The organism is Pseudomonas sp. Emmai, assembly GCF_055179735.1.
The window spans coordinates 1,586,784-1,605,462 of the sequence record NZ_CM143685.1; the positions used below are offsets into that span (position 1 = coordinate 1,586,784).

Genomic DNA, 18,679 nt, shown 5'->3' on the forward strand with positions numbered 1-18,679 from the left:
CCTGTAGGAGCGAGGCTTGCCCGCGAAAGCGTTCTGACAAACACCGCCAATCGTCAGTTTCTAACCCCGGGCTTTAAACCTTTTTCCTTTTATGTGTTCTAGTTATCACTCGACAGTTTGCGAAGTGGCTTGCGCGCCACTAAACTGCCATCACTGATACCGAGCATGCACTTATGCGTATAGACGGCTTTTCTTCTCAGTCCTACCCCATCAAGCGCAAGCCTCGTAAAGGCAATGTCGCGCTGGATGAATCCGTCGATGATATCGACGGCGAGCTGGAAATCCCGTCCGAGGAACAAATGGCCGCCCGCGCCGCCAAAGCTTCCGCGCAACGCTTGAGCAATCTCCCCGCCCGTCAGCAAGACATGATCTACCACCGCGCCATGAGCAAGAGCGTCGCGATGGCCCTGGCCAGCTACTTGAGCACCGCCGGTTTTGTCGATTGGGACGCTGATGTGCTGGGCCTCGATCTCTACATCTGATGTTGCTGCCTTACTACCTCGGTTGCCCGTCCTGGAGTGAAAACGCCTGGCGCGACTATCTCTACCCGCAAGACGCCAAACCCGCCGAATTCCTCAATCTGTATTCCCAAGTGTTCAACGCCGTTGAAGGCAATACCACCTTCTACGCGAGCCCGGCTGCCTCCACTGTGCAGCGCTGGGCCGACACCATGCCCGAACACTTTCGCTTCACCGCCAAATTCCCCGGCGACATCAGCCACAGTGGCGACCTGCGTGAACAACTGACCGCCGTCGATACCTTCCTGCAATTGCTCAGCCCGCTGGGCGAACGGGTGTCGCCGCTCTGGTTGCAACTCTCCAAAAGCTTCACCCCGCAACGACTGTCGGAACTGGCCGGTTTTATCGATGCGGTGGACCGACCGCTGGCGGTGGAAGTGCGGCATGACGAATTCTTCGCCAAGGGCGATGCCGAGCGCATGCTCAATCGCCTGTTGCTGGATCGCGGCGTCGAGCGGATCTGCCTCGATCCGCGGGCGCTGTTCAGTTGCATCTCGACCGATCCGTCGGTGCTCCATGCCCAATCGAAAAAGCCCAAGGTGCCGCCGCGCCCCGCAGCGTTCACCCAATTTCCCCAGGTGCGATTCATCGGCCATCCGCAATTGGAAGCCAACGATCCGTTCCTCGTGCCCTGGGTCGAGAAAATCGCCACGTGGATCGAAGAGGGCCGCACGCCTTATGTCTTCCTGCACACCGCCGATAACCTCCTGGCGGCGAAACTGGCGCAACGTTTCCACGGGCAACTGATGCTGCGTTTGCCTGGCTTGCCGCCGCTGCCTGAGCTATACAGAGAGCCCGCCGCCGAGCAACTTGGTTTGCTCTGAGGCGGATTTCTTCCTCTTCTCAGGAGCCTGCCAATGGATGCGCAAACCCTTCGAGCCCAGGCGTTCAAAGCGCTGCATGAACGCGCGGGGGCTTTTGTCATTCCCAATCCGTGGGACGCCGGCTCGGCGAAGATGCTCGCCAGCCTGGGTTTCGAGGCGCTGGCGACCACCAGCGCCGGTTACGCTTTTTCCAATGCGCGCCCCGATGGCGGCTTGTCGCTGGACGACACTCTGGCCAATGTTCGGGCGATTGTCGCGGCGACGGATCTGCCGGTGGCGGTGGATCTGGAAAACGGCTTCGCCGACGACCCGGCCGAATGCGCCCAGAGCATCTTGCGCGCAGCCGAGGCGGGGGCGGTCGGCGGTTCGATTGAAGACGCGACTGGTCGTGAAGACGCGCCGATCTACTGCTTCGAACATGCCGTGGCACGAGTCGAAGCCGCGGTAAAAGCGGCGCGCAGCCTGCCGTTCCCTTTCATGTTGACGGCCCGCGCCGAGAACTTCCTGCACGGCAATCCTGATCTGGATGACACCATTCGCCGCTTGCAGGCATTCGCCGAGGCGGGCGCCGACGTGTTGTATGCGCCGGGCCTGCGCAGCGCCGAAGACGTGTTGGCGGTGGTCCGTGCCGTGGCGCCGAAACCGGTGAATGTGTTGATGTCCGGTGGCCTCAAATTGACGGTCGAGCAGTTGAGCGAGATGGGCGTCAAACGCATCAGCGTCGGTTCGGCCCTAGCCCTGGCGGCGTATGGCGAATTCTTCCGCGCGGCGCAAGAGATCAAAACCTCGGGCACCTTCAGTTTTACCTCGCGCTCCATGCCGTACGCGACGGCCAATCAGTTCTTCAAGGACTGACGATGCGGTTTGCCAAGGGATTGCTGCTGGTGTTGTTGGTGATGGGGGCGGTGGGGATCAGTGTCTGGCGTGGCTGGATTCCCGTGCCCGCGCCGTGGAATCCCTGGGCGCCGCTGGACGTGAACGCCGCGCCGAATTTTCTGACCCGCTACAAACTGATGCGCCTGCGCAACGACCCGCAATTGTGCGATCAGGCGCTGAGCAGTTCCGGTTTGCGCGTTTCGCGCCAGGCCGACAGCCCGGACGCGACATGCCCGTTGACCAATACCTTGCGCGTTCAGGGCGGCGAGGTGGCCCTGAGCAGCAGTTTCCTCGCCAGTTGTCCGTTGGCAGTGGCGTTCGCCCTGTTCGAGCGCCACGCCTTGCAGCCGGCGTCACAGGCGGTTTACGGCCAGGCGGTGACGCGGGTCGATCACCTCGGCAGTTTCGCCTGCCGCAACATGTACAACCGCGAGAATGGTGCCCGCAGCCAGCATGCCGGTGCCAACGCGTTGGACATCGCCGGTTTCCGCCTGGCGGACGGCCGAACCATCAGCGTGCTCAAGGATTGGCCAAAAGATAACCGCGACGCACAATTTCTACGCCAGGTGCGCGACGGCGCGTGCGACATGTTCAGTGTGGTGTTGAGCCCGGACTACAACGCCGCCCATCGCAATCACTTTCATGTGGATGTGGGGCCGTGGTGGGTGTGTCGCTGAAGGGATGCTGAGGGATCAGGCGGCGATGCGCAGGTTTTGCAGGACGATTGGGCGAGCCCAGCCGTTATCGAAATCGAGTTGTTTCTGTTGCTCAACCAGTTCTTCGGGCGAGAACGGCGGGAACGGTTTGTCCAGCAAGTGCAGTTCGAATTCGGCAATCGGCAGATGCAGCGGACGCGGCTGCGGTGCCGGGCCTGCGGCTGGCACCGGTTGGCCGGCGGTGAGGACGATTGGGCGCACCCAGCCACTTTCGAAGTTCTGCTGTTGCTGCTGGGCGACGATTTCTTCCGGCGGGAACGGCGGGAAAGGTTTGTCGGCCAGGTCCATTTCGAACTCGGCAATCGGCAGGAACAGCGGCTCTGGCGGCTTGACCTGGGTTTCTGTCACATCGCATTCGCGCTGGGAAATGATGTGCGCGTAGAGCTCGCTGCCAACGGTCGGCTCCACCGGGCTTTCCAGATCCACCGGTGGAAACGTCCCGCACGCCGGCACCACATCACTCGACTGTTCGGCCAGGGCCTGGGCAAAAAAATCTTGCCACAGGTGACTGACGCCGCTCAGTGCTTGGGAGTTTCGCAGGCCATAATCGCCATGACGCGATAAGTAGCCTACGGATGTGGTTTGAATGTCTGACATTTTTCTCGGTCGACGCTCAGCTCTGGCAAAATGCTCGATAGTTTTGTTATCGGACGTTTTTGGCCGATCATTAATTTTTTGAGCACCTTTTCCCATGATTGAACAACCCGCGGCCTGCCGCATCCATGTCGAGGCCTCGGCCCCGGCGTTTCAGCCACAGGCCGAGCAATGGGCCGAGCGCCTGGGCTTGCCCCTGCAGGTGGATGACGGCGAGTTTGCCTTGCAGGTGGGCGAGCAGGGTTTGCAGCTGCAACAGCTGGGCCCCGATGCGCCGGGGCCGGTGCGGGTGGACTTCGTCGAGGGTGGCGCGGCCCATCGCCGGTTGTTCGGCGGCGGCACCGGGCAGATGATCGCCAAAGCGGTCGGCATCGCCCAAGGCGTGCGCCCACGGGTGCTGGATGCCACGGCGGGGCTGGGCAAGGATGCGTTCGTGCTGGCGAGCCTGGGTTGCGAGATGAGCCTGATCGAACGTCAGCCGCTGATCGGCGCGTTGCTCGAAGATGGCCTGGCCCGTGGCGCGGAAGATTTCGACGTGGCGCCCATCGTGGCGCGGATGCGCTTGCTCAAGGGCAATTCGATTGAAGTGATGCGCAATTGGGAAGGCGAGCCGCCGCAGGTGATCTACCTCGACCCGATGTTCCCGCACCGTGAGAAAACCGCGCTGGTGAAGAAGGAAATGCGCCTGTTCCGCCCGCTGGTAGGGGATGACCCGGATGCGCCGGCGTTGCTTGAAGCGGCGTTGGCCCTGGCCAGCCATCGGGTGGTGGTCAAGCGCCCGCGCAAAGCGCCGTGTATTGAAGGGCCGAAGCCGAGTCATGCGCTGGACGGGAAATCCAGCCGGTATGACATTTATCCGAAGAAGGCGTTGAAGCCCTGATACCGAGTCGCTCCATTCGCGGGCAAGCCTCGCTCCTACAGGATCTGCGCGAACCCTGTAGGAGCGAGGCTTGCCCGCGAAGGCGCCCGACTAGGCGCCAACAATCTCAGGCCTGTAAGCCCGCATAAACAATCCCACCACTTCCCGCACATGGCTCTCCGCCGCGTCGCCAATCAATGGCTCACCGCAGCCATACAACAACCGGAAATTCCCCGCCCCCTTGAGCAGGCAAAAGAAATGCTCGGCGGCATTGCGCGGTTTATCGATGCTCAGCGCGCCAGTCTGATCGATCCGGCTCAGCAAGCGCTCCATGCCATTCAACATGCGCTCCGGCCCGGCTTCGAAGAAGATCAGCGACAGTTTCGGGTCCTGGCTGCCCAGGCTGATCATCAAGCGATGCAAGTTCACGGATTCATCACTGTTGATCAGCTGATGAAAGCCCCGGGCGATGTTCAGCAGCACCGATTCCACCGAAATGCCTTCCGGCAATTCGAAGAACAGCGGCGGCAATTGCTCTTCGCACTTGGCCACCACGGCGGCGGAGAACAGGGTCTCCTTGTCGTTGAAATGGCTGTAGACCGTCAGCTTTGACACCCCGGCCTCGGCCGCCACGGCGTCCATGCTGGTGCTGGCATAACCATTACTCAGGAACAGAATTTTCGCCGCATCGAGGATGGCCTGGCGCTTGGCCAGATCCTTGGGGCGGCCCGGACCACTGGATGCTGAAGGATTGTTCGACATTCTTCGCTTTTAATACTGGACTGGTGAGTTTGCTATTAATAACATACCGGCCAGTATAATTATTCCAAGCACCATTAGCGAAAGGTCCTTCACCATGTTCCGCTATGCCTTGCCCCTCGCGTTGCCAGTCAGTCTGGCTTTTTTATTGTCGGCGTGTGGTCACGACGAGGCACCGCAAGTCAGCGTGCGACCGGCCATGGTGGTGCAGCCCGAGCCTTCGGCCCAGGCGATGGAAAGCTTTCCCGGTGAAGTGCGCGCCCGTTATGAGCCGGACCTCGCATTCCGCATTGGCGGCAAAGTCAGCCGACGACTGGTCGAGGAAGGCCAGCGGGTCAAGGCTGATCAGCCTCTCGCCGAGCTCGATCCCCAGGACGTGCGCCTGCAACTGGAAGCCACCCGCGCCCAGGTCACTGCCGCCGAAGCCAATCTGAACCTGGTCCGCGCCGAGCGGGATCGCTACAAGACCCTGATGGACCGTCAGATGGTCAGTAAATCCGCGTACGACAATTCCGAAAACCTTTACCGATCCGGTGAAGCGCGCCTCAAGCAAATCAAAGCCGAATTCAACGTCTCCACCAATCAGGCCAGCTACGCCGTGCTGCGTGCGCCCCAGGACGGGGTGGTGGCCAAGCGTGCGGTGGAAGTCGGCCAAGTGGTCGCCGCCGGACAAACCGTGTTCACCCTCGCCACCGATGGTGAGCGCGAAGTGTTGATCAGCCTGCCGGAACAAAGCTTCGGCCGTTTCAAGGTTGATCAACCGGTGTCGGTGGAGCTTTGGACTCAGCCCGGTCAACGTTTTACCGGACGCATCCGCGAGCTGTCGCCGGCAGCCGATCCCAAGTCCCGAACCTTCGCCGCGCGCATTGCCTTCAACTCCGGCAAAGTCCCGGCCGAACTCGGCCAGAGTGCCCGGGTGTTTATCCAGACCGCTGCCGTAGTCTCACTGGCCGTGCCGCTGTCGGCGGTCACCGCGGAAAACGGTGCGACCTACGTATGGGTGGTCGGCGCCAACAATAGGTTGAAGAAAGTCCCGGTGCGGGTCGGTGCCTTCGGTGAGAAAACCGTGCCGGTACTGGAAGGCTTGAACGCCAGCGACTGGGTGGTGGCCGCCGGTGTCCATGTGCTTCACGACGGGCAGCAAGTGCGCCCGGTGGATCGCTCCAACCGCGTGGTCAATCTGGCGGACAAGGAGTAATCCCCGATGGGTTTCAATCTTTCTGAATGGGCGCTGCGTAACCGCCAGATCGTACTGTTCCTGATGCTTTTGCTGGCGATCGTCGGCGCACTTTCCTACACCAAGCTCGGCCAGAGTGAAGACCCGCCGTTCACTTTCAAAGCCATGGTGATTCGCACCAATTGGCCGGGGGCCACGGCCCAGGAAGTCTCGCGCCAGGTTACCGAGCGTATTGAAAAGAAGCTGATGGAAACCGGCGAGTACGAGCGCATCGTCTCGTTCTCCCGTCCGGGTGAGTCTCAGGTGACGTTTATCGCCCGGGATTCGATGCACTCGGCGCAGATTCCGGACCTCTGGTATCAGGTCCGCAAGAAGATCAGCGATATCCGCCAGACCCTGCCGCCGGGCATTCAAGGCCCGTTTTTCAACGATGAGTTCGGCACCACCTTCGGCAATATCTACGCCCTGACCGGCGACGGTTTTGACTACGCGGTGCTCAAGGACTACGCCGACCGCATCCAGATTCAGCTGCAACGGGTCAAGGATGTGGGCAAGGTCGACTTGCTCGGCTTGCAGGACGAGAAGATCTGGATCGAACTGTCCAACGTCAAACTGGCGACCCTTGGTCTGCCATTGGCGGCGGTGCAGCAGGCCCTTGAGGAACAGAATGCGGTGTCTACTGCCGGGTTCTTCGAAACCAGCAGCGAGCGATTGCAGCTACGGGTCACGGGGAGTTTTCAGACGGTCGATCAGATAAAAAGCTTCCCGATCCGGGTCGGTGATCGCACGTTCCGCATCGCCGATGTCGCCGACGTGCGTCGCGGTTTCAACGATCCACCGGCGCCGCGCATGCGTTTCATGGCCGAAGATGCGATCGGTCTGGCCGTGGCGATGAAGGATGGCGGCGACATTCTGGTGCTGGGTAAAGCTCTCGAAGTCGAGTTCGACCGCATCCAGAAAAACCTCCCGGCCGGCATGCAACTGCGCAAGGTCTCGGACCAGCCTGCTGCGGTGAAAACCGGGGTCGGCGAGTTCGTCCAGGTGCTGGTCGAAGCCTTGGCCATCGTGTTGCTGGTGAGCTTCTTCTCCCTCGGTGTGCGCACCGGCATGGTCGTCGCGTTGGCCATTCCGCTGGTATTGGCGATGACCTTCGCCTGCATGTATTACCTGGGCATCGGCCTGCACAAGATTTCTCTCGGTGCACTGGTACTGGCCCTGGGGTTGCTGGTGGACGACGCGATCATCGCCGTGGAAATGATGGCGATCAAAATGGAGCAGGGCTTCGACCGCATCAAGGCCGCCAGCTATGCCTGGACCAGCACCGCGTTCCCGATGCTCACCGGCACCTTGATCACGGCGGCCGGGTTTCTGCCGATTGCCACCGCACAATCGGGCACCGGCGAATACACTCGCTCGATTTTCCAGGTGGTGACCATCGCGCTGCTGGCCTCGTGGATTGCCGCCGTGGTGTTTGTGCCGTACCTGGGGGAAAAACTCCTGCCGGACCTGGCGAAAATTCACGCCGCCAAACACGGCACGGCTGACGGCCAAGCCGACCCTTACGGCACACCGTTCTATCAACGGGTCCGGCGCCTGGTGGAGTGGTGCGTGCGCTGGCGCAAGACCGTGATCACGCTGACGGTCATCTTGTTCATCGCTTCCATTGTGCTGTTTCGCTACGTGCCGCAGCAGTTCTTCCCGGCCTCGGGGCGTCTGGAACTGATGATTGATCTGAAACTGGCCGAAGGCGCGTCCCTGAGCAACACTGCCGACGAGGTTAAACGCCTTGAAGGCCTGTTGAAGGATCACGCCGGCATCGACAATTACGTGGCCTACGTCGGCACCGGCTCGCCGCGCTTTTACCTGCCACTGGATCAGCAGTTGCCTGCGGCGAGCTTCGCCCAGTTTGTGGTCCTGGCCAAGACCATCGAGGAGCGCGAAATCCTGCGCACCTGGCTGATCGAAACCCTCAACGAACAATTCCCGGCCCTGCGTTCACGGGTCACGCGCCTGGAAAACGGCCCGCCGGTTGGCTATCCAGTGCAGTTCCGCGTCACCGGCGAACACATCGAAGAAGTCCGCGCCCTGGCCCGTAAAGTGGCGGAGAAGGTTCGCGAGAATCCCCATGTGGTCAACGTCCACCTGGACTGGGAAGAACCGAGCAAAGTCGTGTACCTGAACGTCGATCAGGACCGCGCCCGGGCCCTTGGCGTGAGCACCGCCAGCCTGTCGAAGTTCTTGCAAAGCTCCCTGACCGGTTCCAGCGTCAGCCAGTACCGCGAAGACAACGAGTTGATCGAAATCCTCCTGCGCGGCACGGTGCATGAGCGTACCGAACTGTCGTTGCTGCCGAGCCTGGCGGTGCCCACCGACAACGGCAAAAGCGTCGCGCTGTCGCAGATCGCGACCCTGGAATATGGCTTCGAAGAAGGCATCATCTGGCACCGCAACCGCCTGCCCAACGTGACGATTCGCGCCGACATCTACGGCAAGGAACAACCGGCGACCCTGGTGCAACAGATCATGCCGACCCTCGACCCGATCCGCGCGGAATTGCCTGACGGCTACTTGCTGGAAGTCGGCGGCACGGTCGAGGACTCGGCCCGCGGGCAGAACTCGGTGAAGGCGGGTGTGCCACTTTTCATCGTGGTCGTGCTGACATTGCTGATGCTGCAACTGCGCAGTTTCTCACGCACCGCGATGGTGTTTCTGACAGCGCCACTGGGACTGATCGGCGTGACCCTGTTCCTGATGGTGTTCCGTCAACCGTTCGGCTTCGTCGCCATGCTCGGGACCATCGCGCTGTCCGGGATGATCATGCGCAACTCGGTGATCCTGGTGGACCAGATCGAACAGGACATCGCCGCCGGGCTCAAACCGTGGCAAGCGATCATCGAGGCGACGGTGCGCCGGTTCCGGCCGATTGTGCTGACGGCACTCGCCGCGGTCCTGGCGATGATTCCGCTGTCGCGCAGCGTGTTCTTCGGGCCGATGGCAGTGGCGATCATGGGCGGGTTGATCGTCGCGACGGCGTTGACGTTGCTGTTCCTGCCGGCGCTGTATGCGGCCTGGTTCAGAATCAAGAAAGACCCGGCCTGATTCCCCACGCAGGAGCAGCCTTCGGCAGTTCCTACAGGTATTGATCGTTCCCATGCTCTGCGTGGGAATGCCGCCATTGACGCTCCGCGTCAGCCTTTGATGTGAAGCGGAGCGTCACGGGATGCATTCCTTTGCTGCGCGTGGGAACGATCAAGATCGCGGCCTGCGGTAGCTCCTACAGGAATTTCAGAAGTCTCTGATATTGAGTCGCAGAGGGCTCAATGCTGTACTCCAGGCTCGGTTTGACGAGTTCTTGAGACAGTCGCAATGAAAAAGCCCCCCGCGCTGAAGGGCCGGTCCGACCCGGTGTTCGACCTGTTGGCGCAATCACCTCACAAGGAACGCCTGGCGGATTACCTGGCGCTGTTAAAGCCTCTGGACGATCAGGGCCGCTACCTGCCATTTGATGACCTGCGCTACCGCTGGGCGCCGGGGCTGGATACTCATCTCTGCTGGGCACTGGTCAAGAAGGCCCGAACCGCCCAGTACGCCAGCCTGTTGCCATTGGGTGAACCGATCCAGTGGGGCAGTTTCGTGCTGACACCCGTCGCGCAGAAAGCCATTTCGGCGGTCGATCGGCAAGCCACCACTGCGGCGCTGGCGTACATGAGCAGCCAGATCGGCGAGCACGCGCATTTCAGTTATCTGCTCAATGATCTGATCGAAGACGAGGCCATCAGCAGCAGCCAACTGGAAGGTGCGGCCACCACCACGCGGGTGGCCAAGGACATGCTCAAGCGCAAACGCCTGCCGCGCACGCCGGACGAGCGAATGGTCATTGGTAATTACAAAATGATGAATTTCGCCTGGGACAAGCGTTACGAACCCCTGAGCGTCGAGCTGATCGCAGCGATTCATCGGGTGGGTGTCGAATGTATCGATGACCCGCAATATGCGCCGGGGACCTTCAGGCTCAACGACAACGTCGTGGTGCAGGACGGTGAGGGCAACACCGTCCACACACCGCCTCCCGCAGCGGGGCTTGAGTCACGCTTGCAGGCACTGTCGACGTGGATCAACCAGTCCCACGACGCCTCTGATCAGGTTGATTACCTTCATCCGTTGATCAAGGCCATCGCGCTGCATTTTGCCCTGGGCTATGAGCATCCTTTTCGCGATGGCAACGGCCGTGTCGCACGGGCGCTGTTCTATTGGTTCATGTTCAAGAATGACTTTTCGGCCTTTCGCTACATAGCCATCAGCGTTTTGCTGCGTAACGCGCCGGTGAAGTACGGGCACTCGTATTTGCATACCGAGTCCGATGAGCTGGACCTGACTTACTTCATCGATTTCCAGTGTTCGGTCATCTTGCGGGCCGTCACCGGTTTTACAGAGGTCTATCGCAAAAACCTGGCATACACCGAGCGTTTTGACCGATGGCTGATGGCCTCCGGATTTTTTGACCAGCTCACCGAAAAACAGCGGGCTATTTATCAAGTGGCCAAGAGTGGGGTGGCGAAGGAGTTTACGGCGGCCAATGTGATGGACAATCTGAATTGCTCGTACAAAACAGCAGCGGCCACCCTGAACGGGTTGGTCGATCTGCAGGTGTTCGAGAAACGCAAGATGGGGCAGGAGTGGGTCTTCTTCTTGCGAACAGGCCCGTAAGAACTGCCGAAGGCTGCGATCTTGATCGTTCCCACGCTCTGCGTGGGAATGCCGCCATGGACGCTCTGCGTCCGCTTAAAAAGTGACGCGGAGCGTCACGGGATGCATTCCTTTGCTGCGCGAGGGAACGATCAAACGACCTGCAGCGGGTTTACAGCGTACCAAACACTTTCTTGGCCAAACTGGTCGCCGCAGCGGCCGGGTTCTGGCGAATGGTTTCTTCCTGTTTGCCGATCATCTCGAACAAGCCGTTCAACGCCTGCTCCGTCACGTAGCTTTCGATGTTGGCGCTCTTCGCGTCCACCACGCCCAACGTCGCCGCCTGGCCGGCGAACGAGTTGTATTGTTTGGCCAGGCCGACCTGGTCGGTGGCTTGCTTGACGATCGGCAGGAACTTGGCGCGGATCTGCTCACGGCTGGATTTATCCAGGTACTGCGTGGCCGAGTCCTTGCCGCCGCTGAGGATGCCCTTGGCGTCGGACACACTCATCTTTTTCACCGCATCAACGAGGATCGGCTGGGCCTGGGTCACGGCGGTTTCGGCCGCTTTGTTCATGCTGGTTTCCAGTTGATCAACCTGAGCGCCCATGCCGAAGGCTTTCATCTTGCTGGCGACTTTGCCCAGTTTGCCCGGCAGTTCGATCTTCACGTCCGGGTTGTTGCTGAAACCGCCCGGCGTGCCGAGTTGTTTGACGGCCAGTTGCGCGCCTTGGGTCAGGGCGTCTTTCAAACCACCCGTGGCATCGTTTTGCGACAGGTCATTGAGGGACAGCGCCAGGGCGCTGGCGGAAATCATCAAGCCTGCGCACAGGCCGGCGAAGCGAAGGGTAGGGCGGAGCATGGCGGCTTCCTTGTACGAATAAGGGAAATTAGCGGACGGCGTCGACGCGGATTTTCAGTGGTTGCGGATCGTTGCCGTCGAGTTGCACGGCATGGTGCTCGGTGGTGATGAACATCAGTTCACCGTTCACCTCAATGCGCGCACTGACCGAATAACGATGACTGGGTTTGACCTGCGCCGGGTCGTAGCTCAGGTGAAACGGCAGCGGGACCTGGCCTTTGACCGGGCCTTTCTGCTCATCGAGCACCACGGCGGGGGCGTCGGCCAGGGACACGTCCTGCAGGCTGACGCTCAAGGTGGCGCTCGGCGGCAAGGCGATGCGTTGCAGATAGAACACTTCGCCATCGAGGCTGGTTTTGGCGCCAGGGTGCAGGGTTTGGCAGGCACCGAGCAGAGTGGTCAGGCAAACAAGCATCAGTTTTTTCATCGAGGGCCTCTAAGACATTGGCGCCAGCAGGAACCTGGCGCCCGGGGAATTTAGCGGATTTTGCGGTGCACGTCGAAATTCAAACAATCGGCTGGCCGATAAATGCAGATCAGCGGGCCGAAACTTCTTTAAATCCAAACGGCACGAGTACGGCGAGATCGGGGTAGACAGAGATATCCTGGCCAAATCGGTTTTCCATGCCTTTCAATGTGTAACGTTTACCGGGAACTACTTGTGCCGGATCGTAATTCAGATAAAACGCCGTGGCTGTTTCTTCATCGCACTGTATACGCACCAGTTCAGCGCCCGGCTCATTATGTTCATGGGCGCGGATGGTAATCGCTTGATCGCGCTCGACAAGTTTTGGCTGTTGCGCCTCAACATAAAGTTGCCCGATCGGACTCAGGTGAAGTGTCTGGTAATGGGGCGCCTTGTCGACAGTAATGAAGTAGTCAAGGTCCAGTAACAAGGGCTGGCGGTTATGGCTGAGTTGAACATTGACCTGATATTTGACGCTCACATTTTCATAGTTGTGCGGGAATGAAAAATTCCACTGCCCGTCCGCGATGTCGGGATGAATTCGGTTCATGACAGTGATGGGGCGGGAGGTATTAATGATTTGAATGTTGATGCGTGTCTCACGCTCGCCCTCCGTTGGCACGGAATAAAAAGGCGGGAGCTTGAATGTCAGGGTGATCGTCGAGTTGTTATTCATCGCGATGTCCTTATCGTGATAATGAAAAAACTCAATTTATCCGTTAATTAACTAATAAGGAAACGTCCGTGTTTCCTTGTTAGTTGTCGGGAAGTTACAACGGGCTGGCGTCCGCCGCGTCTTCACTGCGATGCAACGCCACTTGACGGATCGACAAGCGAATCTCCGCCGGCAATACGCGCTTGGCCGCGCCTTCTGCCAACTCGCCGAGCAACTCGTGATAGCTCAGCTTGCCAGCCTCATCGCGCTTGAGTACGTCGAGGTCAAGCAGGGTCTGGATAAAGTGACGGAACAGGCTCTTGTCGAAGAACTCCGGGGCATTCAGGCCATGCAGGATCGACAGGCGCTGGGCCATGACTGTGCACAGGTCTTCCAGCTCTTCGGCGCTGATGCTGTTCTGGCCGCTGTTGAGCAGCAGGGACACCGTCATGTAGAAGCGTTGCAGGGTCTGGGCGATGCTTTTCGACAGCAGGGTCAGCAGCACGAAATGCCGCGAGCTAGGCGCCGGACGCAGGAACACATCGTTCTCGAACCGCAGCAGGCCTTGCTCGACAAAGGCTTCAAGCCATTGATCGACCACCGCCTCCAGTTCATCCATGGACCAGCGAATGAACAGTTCCGATTGCAGGTACGGATACAGCGCGCGGGTGTAGCGCAGAATCTGTTCGCGGCTCATGCGCGACGCGCTCTGGAAGAAGCTCGCCAGCAACGCTGGCAACGCGAAGATGTGCAACACGTTGTTGCGGTAGTAGGTCATCAGGACGGCGTTCTGCTCGTCCAGGTACAGAATCTTGCCCAAGGCATCGCTCTGCTCGGACAGCAGATCCATGTCCTTCACGTGCTCGATCAGCGCGCGACCGTCACCTTCCGGCAACGTGGTGTGCGGCGAGTATGGGACCTTGCGCAACAGCGCCAGATACAAATCAAGCACCCGCGCCATCGCACGATCATCCAGTGCCAGACGGCTGGTGGACAGCAGCGCCAGAGCGACCAGGTTCACCGGGTTGATCGCCGCTGCTTCGTTCAGGTGTTGGGCGACTTTCTCGCCGAGGCGGTTAGTGGTTTCGTTGAGCCAGGCCGGTTTGTACTGCGGGCCCAGTTCCTGTTGGCGCCAGTCCGGCTGTTCGCTGTCGAGGAATTCCGCGAGTTTGATCGGCTCACCGAAGTTCACCGCCACCTGGCCGAAGCGCTGTTTGAGGGCGCCGATGACTTTGAAGATGTCGAAGATCGACTCTTTCTTCTTGCTCGCGCCACGCAGTTCGCCGAGGTAGGTCCGGCCTTCCAGGACACGCTCATAACCGATGTACACCGGGATGAACACGATGGGCATGCGCGACGAACGCAGGAAACTGCGCAGGGTGATCGCCAGCATCCCGGTTTTGGGTTGCAGCATGCGCCCGGTGCGCGAACGACCGCCCTCGACGAAGTACTCGACCGGGAAGCCCTTGGTGAACAGGGTGTGCAGGTATTCGTTGAACACCGAGGTGTAGAGCGGGTTGCCCTTGAAGGTGCGGCGCATGAAGAACGCGCCGCCGCGACGCAGCAGGCTGCCGATCACCGGCATGTTCAGGTTGATGCCCGCCGCAATGTGCGGCGGGGTCAGGCCGTTGCGGAACAGCAAGTAGGACAGCAGCAGATAGTCGATGTGGCTGCGATGGCAGGGCACATAAATGACTTCGTGACCCTGGGCGACTTTCTGCACGCCTTCGATGTGGTTGACCTTCACCCCGTCGTAGATCTTGTTCCAGAACCAGCTCAGCACCACTTCCAGGAAACGGATGGCGGTGTAGGTGTAGTCCGAGGCGATCTCGTTGCCGTAGCGCAGGGCCTGGGCCTTGGCTTTCTCCGGGGAGATGTTCTCGCGCTCGGCTTCGTCGAGGATCGCTTGCTTGACCAAAGGCTGGTTGAGCAGGCCTTTGACCAGGTTGCGGCGGTGGGAAATGTCCGGGCCGATCACCGCAGCCTTCAGGTTGCGGAAGTGCACCCGCAGGATGCGCTGGGCCATGCGCACGGTGCGCTCGTGGCCCTTGTTGTGCTCGATCAGCTCGCGCAGATGGATCGGCGCCGAGAACTGCACCCGAGTCTTGCGCCCCAGCACGATGATGCTGAGCAAGCGGCGCAAACGCCCGGTGACCGCCCAGCTGTCGGCGAACAACAGCTTCCATGGGCTCGACTCGCTGTCCGGTGACTGGCCCCAGAACACGCTGACCGGAATGATCTGCGCATCTTCGGCAGCGTTCTGGCTCAGGGCGCTGAGCAGGCGGGTCAGGGTCGGCGGCGCGCCGCGTTTGTCCTGGCGGCCGAGCCAGTCGGGCTCCGGCGTCAGGTAGAAGAACGCGGCAGGCTCCAGCAGATTACCCACCGACACCGGCAGCACCGGGCGCGGCAGGCCGGCCTTGGTGCACTCGGCGTCGACCACGGCCAGGTCGGTCAGCGAAGGGTTTTGCAGGACGTAGAACACCGGACGGCTGCGGTCGAGGTTGAGGGTAAGGGACGACTGGTTGATCGTCTCCGAGCGAACCCAGAGGTACAACAGTCGGCGCAGGGTGCCAAACACAAGACGACGGAACGGGGAGCGGGTCATACGGCTTCTGCGTGAGTGAATAAAACCGAGCAGTTGCTCGGGGGGCGGACAGTGTGCCGTATTCGCCGAAAATCGGCAAAAAAGCACTCATCCAATCTGTAGTTGAGAGTTTTCGCGCCTGTCATATACTCGACCGCTCAAAATAAAAAGAAGAGGGACTGATACATGGCAACGCGCGAAACCGGCAATGTGAAGTGGTTCAACGACGCCAAGGGCTACGGCTTTATTCAACGCGAGGACGGGGTGGACGTGTTCGTGCACTACCGCGCGATCCGTGGCGAAGGCCACCGTTCGTTGGCTGAAGGCCAGCAGGTTGAATACGCCGTGGTGACGGGGGAGAAGGGGTTGCAGGCTGAGGATGTGGTGGGGTTGTAGACCCGATTCCCGGATTACGCATGACCTGACCGATCGTTCCCACGCTCTGCGTGGGAATGCATCCCGGGACGCTCCGCGTCCCTTCAACGGCCGAACGCGGAGCGTGGGAACGATCAAAATCACCTGTAGGAGCGAGGCTTGCCCGCGAAGCTTTTAGCGCCAGTGATGACGCCTTCGCGGGCAAGCCTCGCTCCTGCAGGTTTGTGGTGATGCTGCTTTTATGCGGTTTTCCAGGTGATTTCTTCTTCGCCGTCAGCGCTGATACGCATCCAGCGATCCGCCGCTTCTTCACCTTCTTCCTCGACCCACGTACCCGGCGCGCAACGCACTTCGACGTTCAACGCGGCAAAGGCTGCACGGGCGCAGGCGATGTCGTCGTCCCACGGGGTCTGGTCGCTTTCCAGGTACAGGCTGTTCCATTTGCCCACGGCTTTCGGCAGCCAGGTCACGGGTACGTCGCCGGCCTTGCACTTGTAGGTCTGGCCTTTCTTTACCCACTCGGTGCAGGTGCCGAGCGCGGTGTTCAGCCACTCTGCGACGGCTTTGTAGTCGACGTCGGCGTCTTTCAGGTAAATCTCGATATCGGGTTGGCGCATGGATGTCCTCACTGCGGTCTTGAAAAATCCATTCGCGGATTTAGCCGGCCTCAAGCTGTTGCTCAAGACCAAAAATTATTGAAGTACGAAGTAATCGTAACGCATCGACACGGTGACCTCGAACGGCTCGACCTGCTCGATGACGGCGGCGCGGCGTTCGGCACTGGCGCGCCAGCCGTGGGGCGTCATGGCTAACAGGTTGGCACGATCCTGACCACTTTCCAGTATCAGTTTGAATGCCAGGGTTTCGCTGTGCGCCAAAGCCATGCCTTCCGGCACCAGGGCCAGGTGCTTGTCGTCGGTGTACTCGCGCACTTCGTCGTACAGGCTTTCGCGCAATTCCATCAGGTGGCCGCTGGTCGGGCCGACTTTCATCAAGCCGCCGCCGGGGCTGAGCAAGCGCTTGGCTTCTTCCCAGTCCAACGGGCTGAAGACACTGGCGAGAAACTGGCAACTGCCGGACGCCAACGGCACCCGCGCCATGCTGGCGATCAACCAGGTCAGCTCGGGGTTACGTTTGCAGGCGCGTTTGACTGCTTCCTTGGAGATGTCGAGGGCGTAGCCGTCAGCATTCGGCAAGGCCTCGGCGATTTGCGCGGTGTAGTAACCCTCGCCACAACCGATGTCGAGCCAGCGCTGGGGCGCGTATTGCGCCGCCAGTTCCGCCAGGCGCTTGGCCACCGGCGCGTAATGCCCGGCGTTCAAGAAATCGCGGCGGGCCTCGACCATCGCCAGGTTATCCCCAGGGTCGCGGCTGTTCTTGTGCTGCACCGGCAACAGGTTCAGGTAACCCTGGCGCGCGCGGTCGAATCGATGCCCGGCGGGGCAGGCCACGCCGTTGTCCACCGCGTTCAGCGGTTCGCTGCAGATCGGGCAGGCAAGCATCAGGCGAGCAACTTGATCAGGGTCTGGTAGTAGATTTCGGTCAGCACGTCGAGGTCAGCGGCCAACACCCGCTCGTTGACCTGATGGATCGTCGCGTTGACCGGCCCCAGCTCAACCACTTGGGTGCCCATGGTCGCGATAAAGCGCCCGTCAGAGGTGCCGCCGCTGGTGGACGCCTTGGTTTCGCGACCGGTGATGTCCTTGATGCTCGATGCCACGGCATCCAGCAACGCGCCCGGTTCGGTGAGGAACGGCAGGCCCGACAGTGCCCAATCCACGTGCCAGTCCAGGCCATGCTTGTCGAGGATGTCAGCGACGCGCTTTTGCAGGCCTTCGACGGTGGATTCGGTGGAGAAGCGGAAGTTGAACACCGCCACCAGGTCACCCGGAATCACGTTGGTCGCGCCGGTGCCGGAGTTGACGTTGGAAATCTGGAAGCTGGTCGGCGGGAAGAAATCGTTGCCGTGGTCCCAATGCTCGGCGGCCAGCTCGGCCAGGGCCGGGGCAGCGAGGTGGATCGGGTTCTTTGCCAGGTGCGGATAGGCCACGTGGCCCTGAATCCCGCGCACGGTCAGCTTGGCGCCGAGGGAGCCGCGACGGCCGTTCTTGACCACATCACCGACCAGCGTCGTGCTCGACGGCTCGCCGACGATGCACCAGTCCAGACGTTCCTTGCGCGCGGCGAGGCGTTCGATCACGGCTTTGGTGCCGTGGTGCGCCGGGCCTTCTTCATCGCTGGTGATCAGGAACGCGACCTTGCCCTTGTGGTCCGGGTAGTCGGCGACGAAACGCTCGGCGGCCACGGTCATGGAGGCCAGGCTGCCTTTCATGTCCGCCGCGCCACGCCCGCAGAGCATGCCGTGTTCGTCGATCAGCGCGTTGAACGGATCGATCTGCCAGGCCGTCACCGGACCGGTCGGGACCACGTCGGTGTGACCGGCGAAGCACAGCACCGGACCGTCGTGTTTGCCGTGGGTGGCCCAGAAGTTATCCACATCTTCGATGCGCATTGGCTCAAGCATGAAACCGGCATCGCCCAGGCGCTGCATCATCTGCTTCTGGCAATCGGCGTCGACCGGCGTCACGGACGGACGGCGGATCAGGTCGATGGCGAGTTGAAGGGTCGGCGAAAGGTCGGCGTGGGCCGTCATGGAAAACTCCGGAAGCTCGATTTGTAGGAGCGAGGCTTGCCCGCGAAGAACGATAATGCGGTGTATCTGTTACAC

18 protein-coding genes are annotated in these 18,679 nt (G+C 60.6%); 9 read left to right on the top strand and 9 right to left on the bottom strand.

Annotated features, from left to right (window positions below):
- Positions 1-173: 173 nt before the first annotated feature.
- From ACY4LX_RS06985 to ACY4LX_RS07000, 4 genes are read left to right on the top strand one after another with little or no spacing between them, the layout of a single operon-like run.
- Positions 174-482: a hypothetical protein gene (locus ACY4LX_RS06985; RefSeq protein WP_149657404.1), complete on the top strand. Its 309-nt coding sequence runs from the start codon at positions 174-176 to the stop codon at positions 480-482.
- A complete protein-coding gene (locus ACY4LX_RS06990) occupies positions 482-1,342 on the top strand; it encodes a DUF72 domain-containing protein (protein ID WP_463259508.1) in 861 nt (286 codons plus the stop codon). The genes ACY4LX_RS06985 and ACY4LX_RS06990 overlap by 1 nt, the downstream gene beginning before the upstream one ends.
- 33 nt (positions 1,343-1,375) lie before the next feature.
- Positions 1,376-2,197, top strand: a complete 822-nt coding sequence (locus tag ACY4LX_RS06995; RefSeq protein WP_463259509.1) for an isocitrate lyase/PEP mutase family protein — start codon at positions 1,376-1,378, stop codon at positions 2,195-2,197.
- A 2-nt stretch (positions 2,198-2,199) separates the two neighbouring features.
- Positions 2,200-2,895 carry an extensin-like domain-containing protein gene (locus tag ACY4LX_RS07000; protein ID WP_463259510.1) on the top strand — a complete coding sequence of 232 codons (696 nt, stop codon included), beginning with the start codon at positions 2,200-2,202 and terminating at the stop codon, positions 2,893-2,895.
- A gap of 15 nt (positions 2,896-2,910) precedes the next feature.
- Here the strand turns inward: ACY4LX_RS07000 and ACY4LX_RS07005 are convergent, their stop codons facing one another.
- A complete protein-coding gene (locus ACY4LX_RS07005) occupies positions 2,911-3,531 on the bottom strand; it encodes an energy transducer TonB (protein ID WP_427630256.1) in 621 nt (206 codons plus the stop codon).
- 94 nt (positions 3,532-3,625) lie between these two features.
- Between ACY4LX_RS07005 and ACY4LX_RS07010 the strand changes: the two genes are divergently transcribed.
- Positions 3,626-4,408, top strand: a complete 783-nt coding sequence (locus ACY4LX_RS07010; RefSeq protein WP_431978613.1) for a class I SAM-dependent methyltransferase — start codon at positions 3,626-3,628, stop codon at positions 4,406-4,408.
- A gap of 90 nt (positions 4,409-4,498) precedes the next feature.
- Here ACY4LX_RS07010 and ACY4LX_RS07015 read toward each other — a convergent pair whose 3' ends face one another.
- The gene (locus tag ACY4LX_RS07015) at positions 4,499-5,149 is read right to left on the bottom strand and encodes a TetR/AcrR family transcriptional regulator (RefSeq protein ID WP_149657399.1); all 651 of its coding nucleotides are present in this window, start codon (positions 5,147-5,149) and stop codon (positions 4,499-4,501) included.
- A gap of 94 nt (positions 5,150-5,243) precedes the next feature.
- Here ACY4LX_RS07015 and ACY4LX_RS07020 point away from each other — a divergent pair, with 94 nt between their 5' ends.
- The 3 genes from ACY4LX_RS07020 to ACY4LX_RS07030 all read left to right on the top strand — a co-directional run bounded on the left by ACY4LX_RS07020 (position 5,244) and on the right by ACY4LX_RS07030 (position 11,030).
- On the top strand, positions 5,244-6,344 hold the full coding sequence (locus ACY4LX_RS07020) for an efflux RND transporter periplasmic adaptor subunit (RefSeq protein ID WP_149657398.1): 1,101 nt from the start codon (positions 5,244-5,246) through the stop codon (positions 6,342-6,344).
- A 6-nt stretch (positions 6,345-6,350) separates the two neighbouring features.
- Entirely contained in the window at positions 6,351-9,422 is a 3,072-nt protein-coding gene (locus ACY4LX_RS07025; protein WP_463259511.1) for an efflux RND transporter permease subunit, read from the top strand.
- A gap of 267 nt (positions 9,423-9,689) precedes the next feature.
- A complete protein-coding gene (locus ACY4LX_RS07030; protein WP_463259512.1) occupies positions 9,690-11,030 on the top strand; it encodes a Fic family protein in 1,341 nt (446 codons plus the stop codon).
- Positions 11,031-11,181: 151 nt separating this feature from the next.
- On the opposite strand, the gene ACY4LX_RS07035 is transcribed toward ACY4LX_RS07030, so the two are convergent.
- From ACY4LX_RS07035 to plsB, 4 genes are all read right to left on the bottom strand, one after another.
- Complete coding sequence (locus tag ACY4LX_RS07035) at positions 11,182-11,871, bottom strand: DUF4197 domain-containing protein (protein ID WP_463259513.1); 690 nt, start codon at positions 11,869-11,871, stop codon at positions 11,182-11,184.
- Between the two features lie 28 nt (positions 11,872-11,899).
- On the bottom strand, positions 11,900-12,298 hold the full coding sequence (locus ACY4LX_RS07040) for a YbaY family lipoprotein (protein ID WP_463259514.1): 399 nt from the start codon (positions 12,296-12,298) through the stop codon (positions 11,900-11,902).
- A 109-nt stretch (positions 12,299-12,407) separates the two neighbouring features.
- Positions 12,408-13,013, bottom strand: coding sequence for a hypothetical protein (locus ACY4LX_RS07045; protein WP_463259515.1), 606 nt, complete (start codon positions 13,011-13,013; stop codon positions 12,408-12,410).
- Positions 13,014-13,107: 94 nt separating this feature from the next.
- Entirely contained in the window at positions 13,108-15,597 is a 2,490-nt protein-coding gene (plsB, locus tag ACY4LX_RS07050; RefSeq protein WP_463259516.1) for a glycerol-3-phosphate 1-O-acyltransferase PlsB, read from the bottom strand.
- Positions 15,598-15,762: 165 nt separating this feature from the next.
- Here plsB and ACY4LX_RS07055 point away from each other — a divergent pair, with 165 nt between their 5' ends.
- The gene (locus ACY4LX_RS07055) at positions 15,763-15,972 is read left to right on the top strand and encodes a cold-shock protein (RefSeq protein ID WP_010462862.1); all 210 of its coding nucleotides are present in this window, start codon (positions 15,763-15,765) and stop codon (positions 15,970-15,972) included.
- Between the two features lie 218 nt (positions 15,973-16,190).
- Here the strand turns inward: ACY4LX_RS07055 and ACY4LX_RS07060 are convergent, their stop codons facing one another.
- The 3 genes from ACY4LX_RS07060 to dapE all read right to left on the bottom strand — a co-directional run bounded on the left by ACY4LX_RS07060 (position 16,191) and on the right by dapE (position 18,604).
- Positions 16,191-16,568 carry a hypothetical protein gene (locus ACY4LX_RS07060; RefSeq protein WP_463259517.1) on the bottom strand — a complete coding sequence of 126 codons (378 nt, stop codon included), beginning with the start codon at positions 16,566-16,568 and terminating at the stop codon, positions 16,191-16,193.
- Positions 16,569-16,643: 75 nt separating this feature from the next.
- Positions 16,644-17,453, bottom strand: coding sequence for a putative RNA methyltransferase (locus ACY4LX_RS07065; protein ID WP_463259518.1), 810 nt, complete (start codon positions 17,451-17,453; stop codon positions 16,644-16,646).
- The gene (gene dapE / locus ACY4LX_RS07070; protein WP_133837231.1) at positions 17,453-18,604 is read right to left on the bottom strand and encodes a succinyl-diaminopimelate desuccinylase; all 1,152 of its coding nucleotides are present in this window, start codon (positions 18,602-18,604) and stop codon (positions 17,453-17,455) included. The genes ACY4LX_RS07065 and dapE overlap by 1 nt, the downstream gene beginning before the upstream one ends.
- Positions 18,605-18,679: the final 75 nt, after the last annotated feature.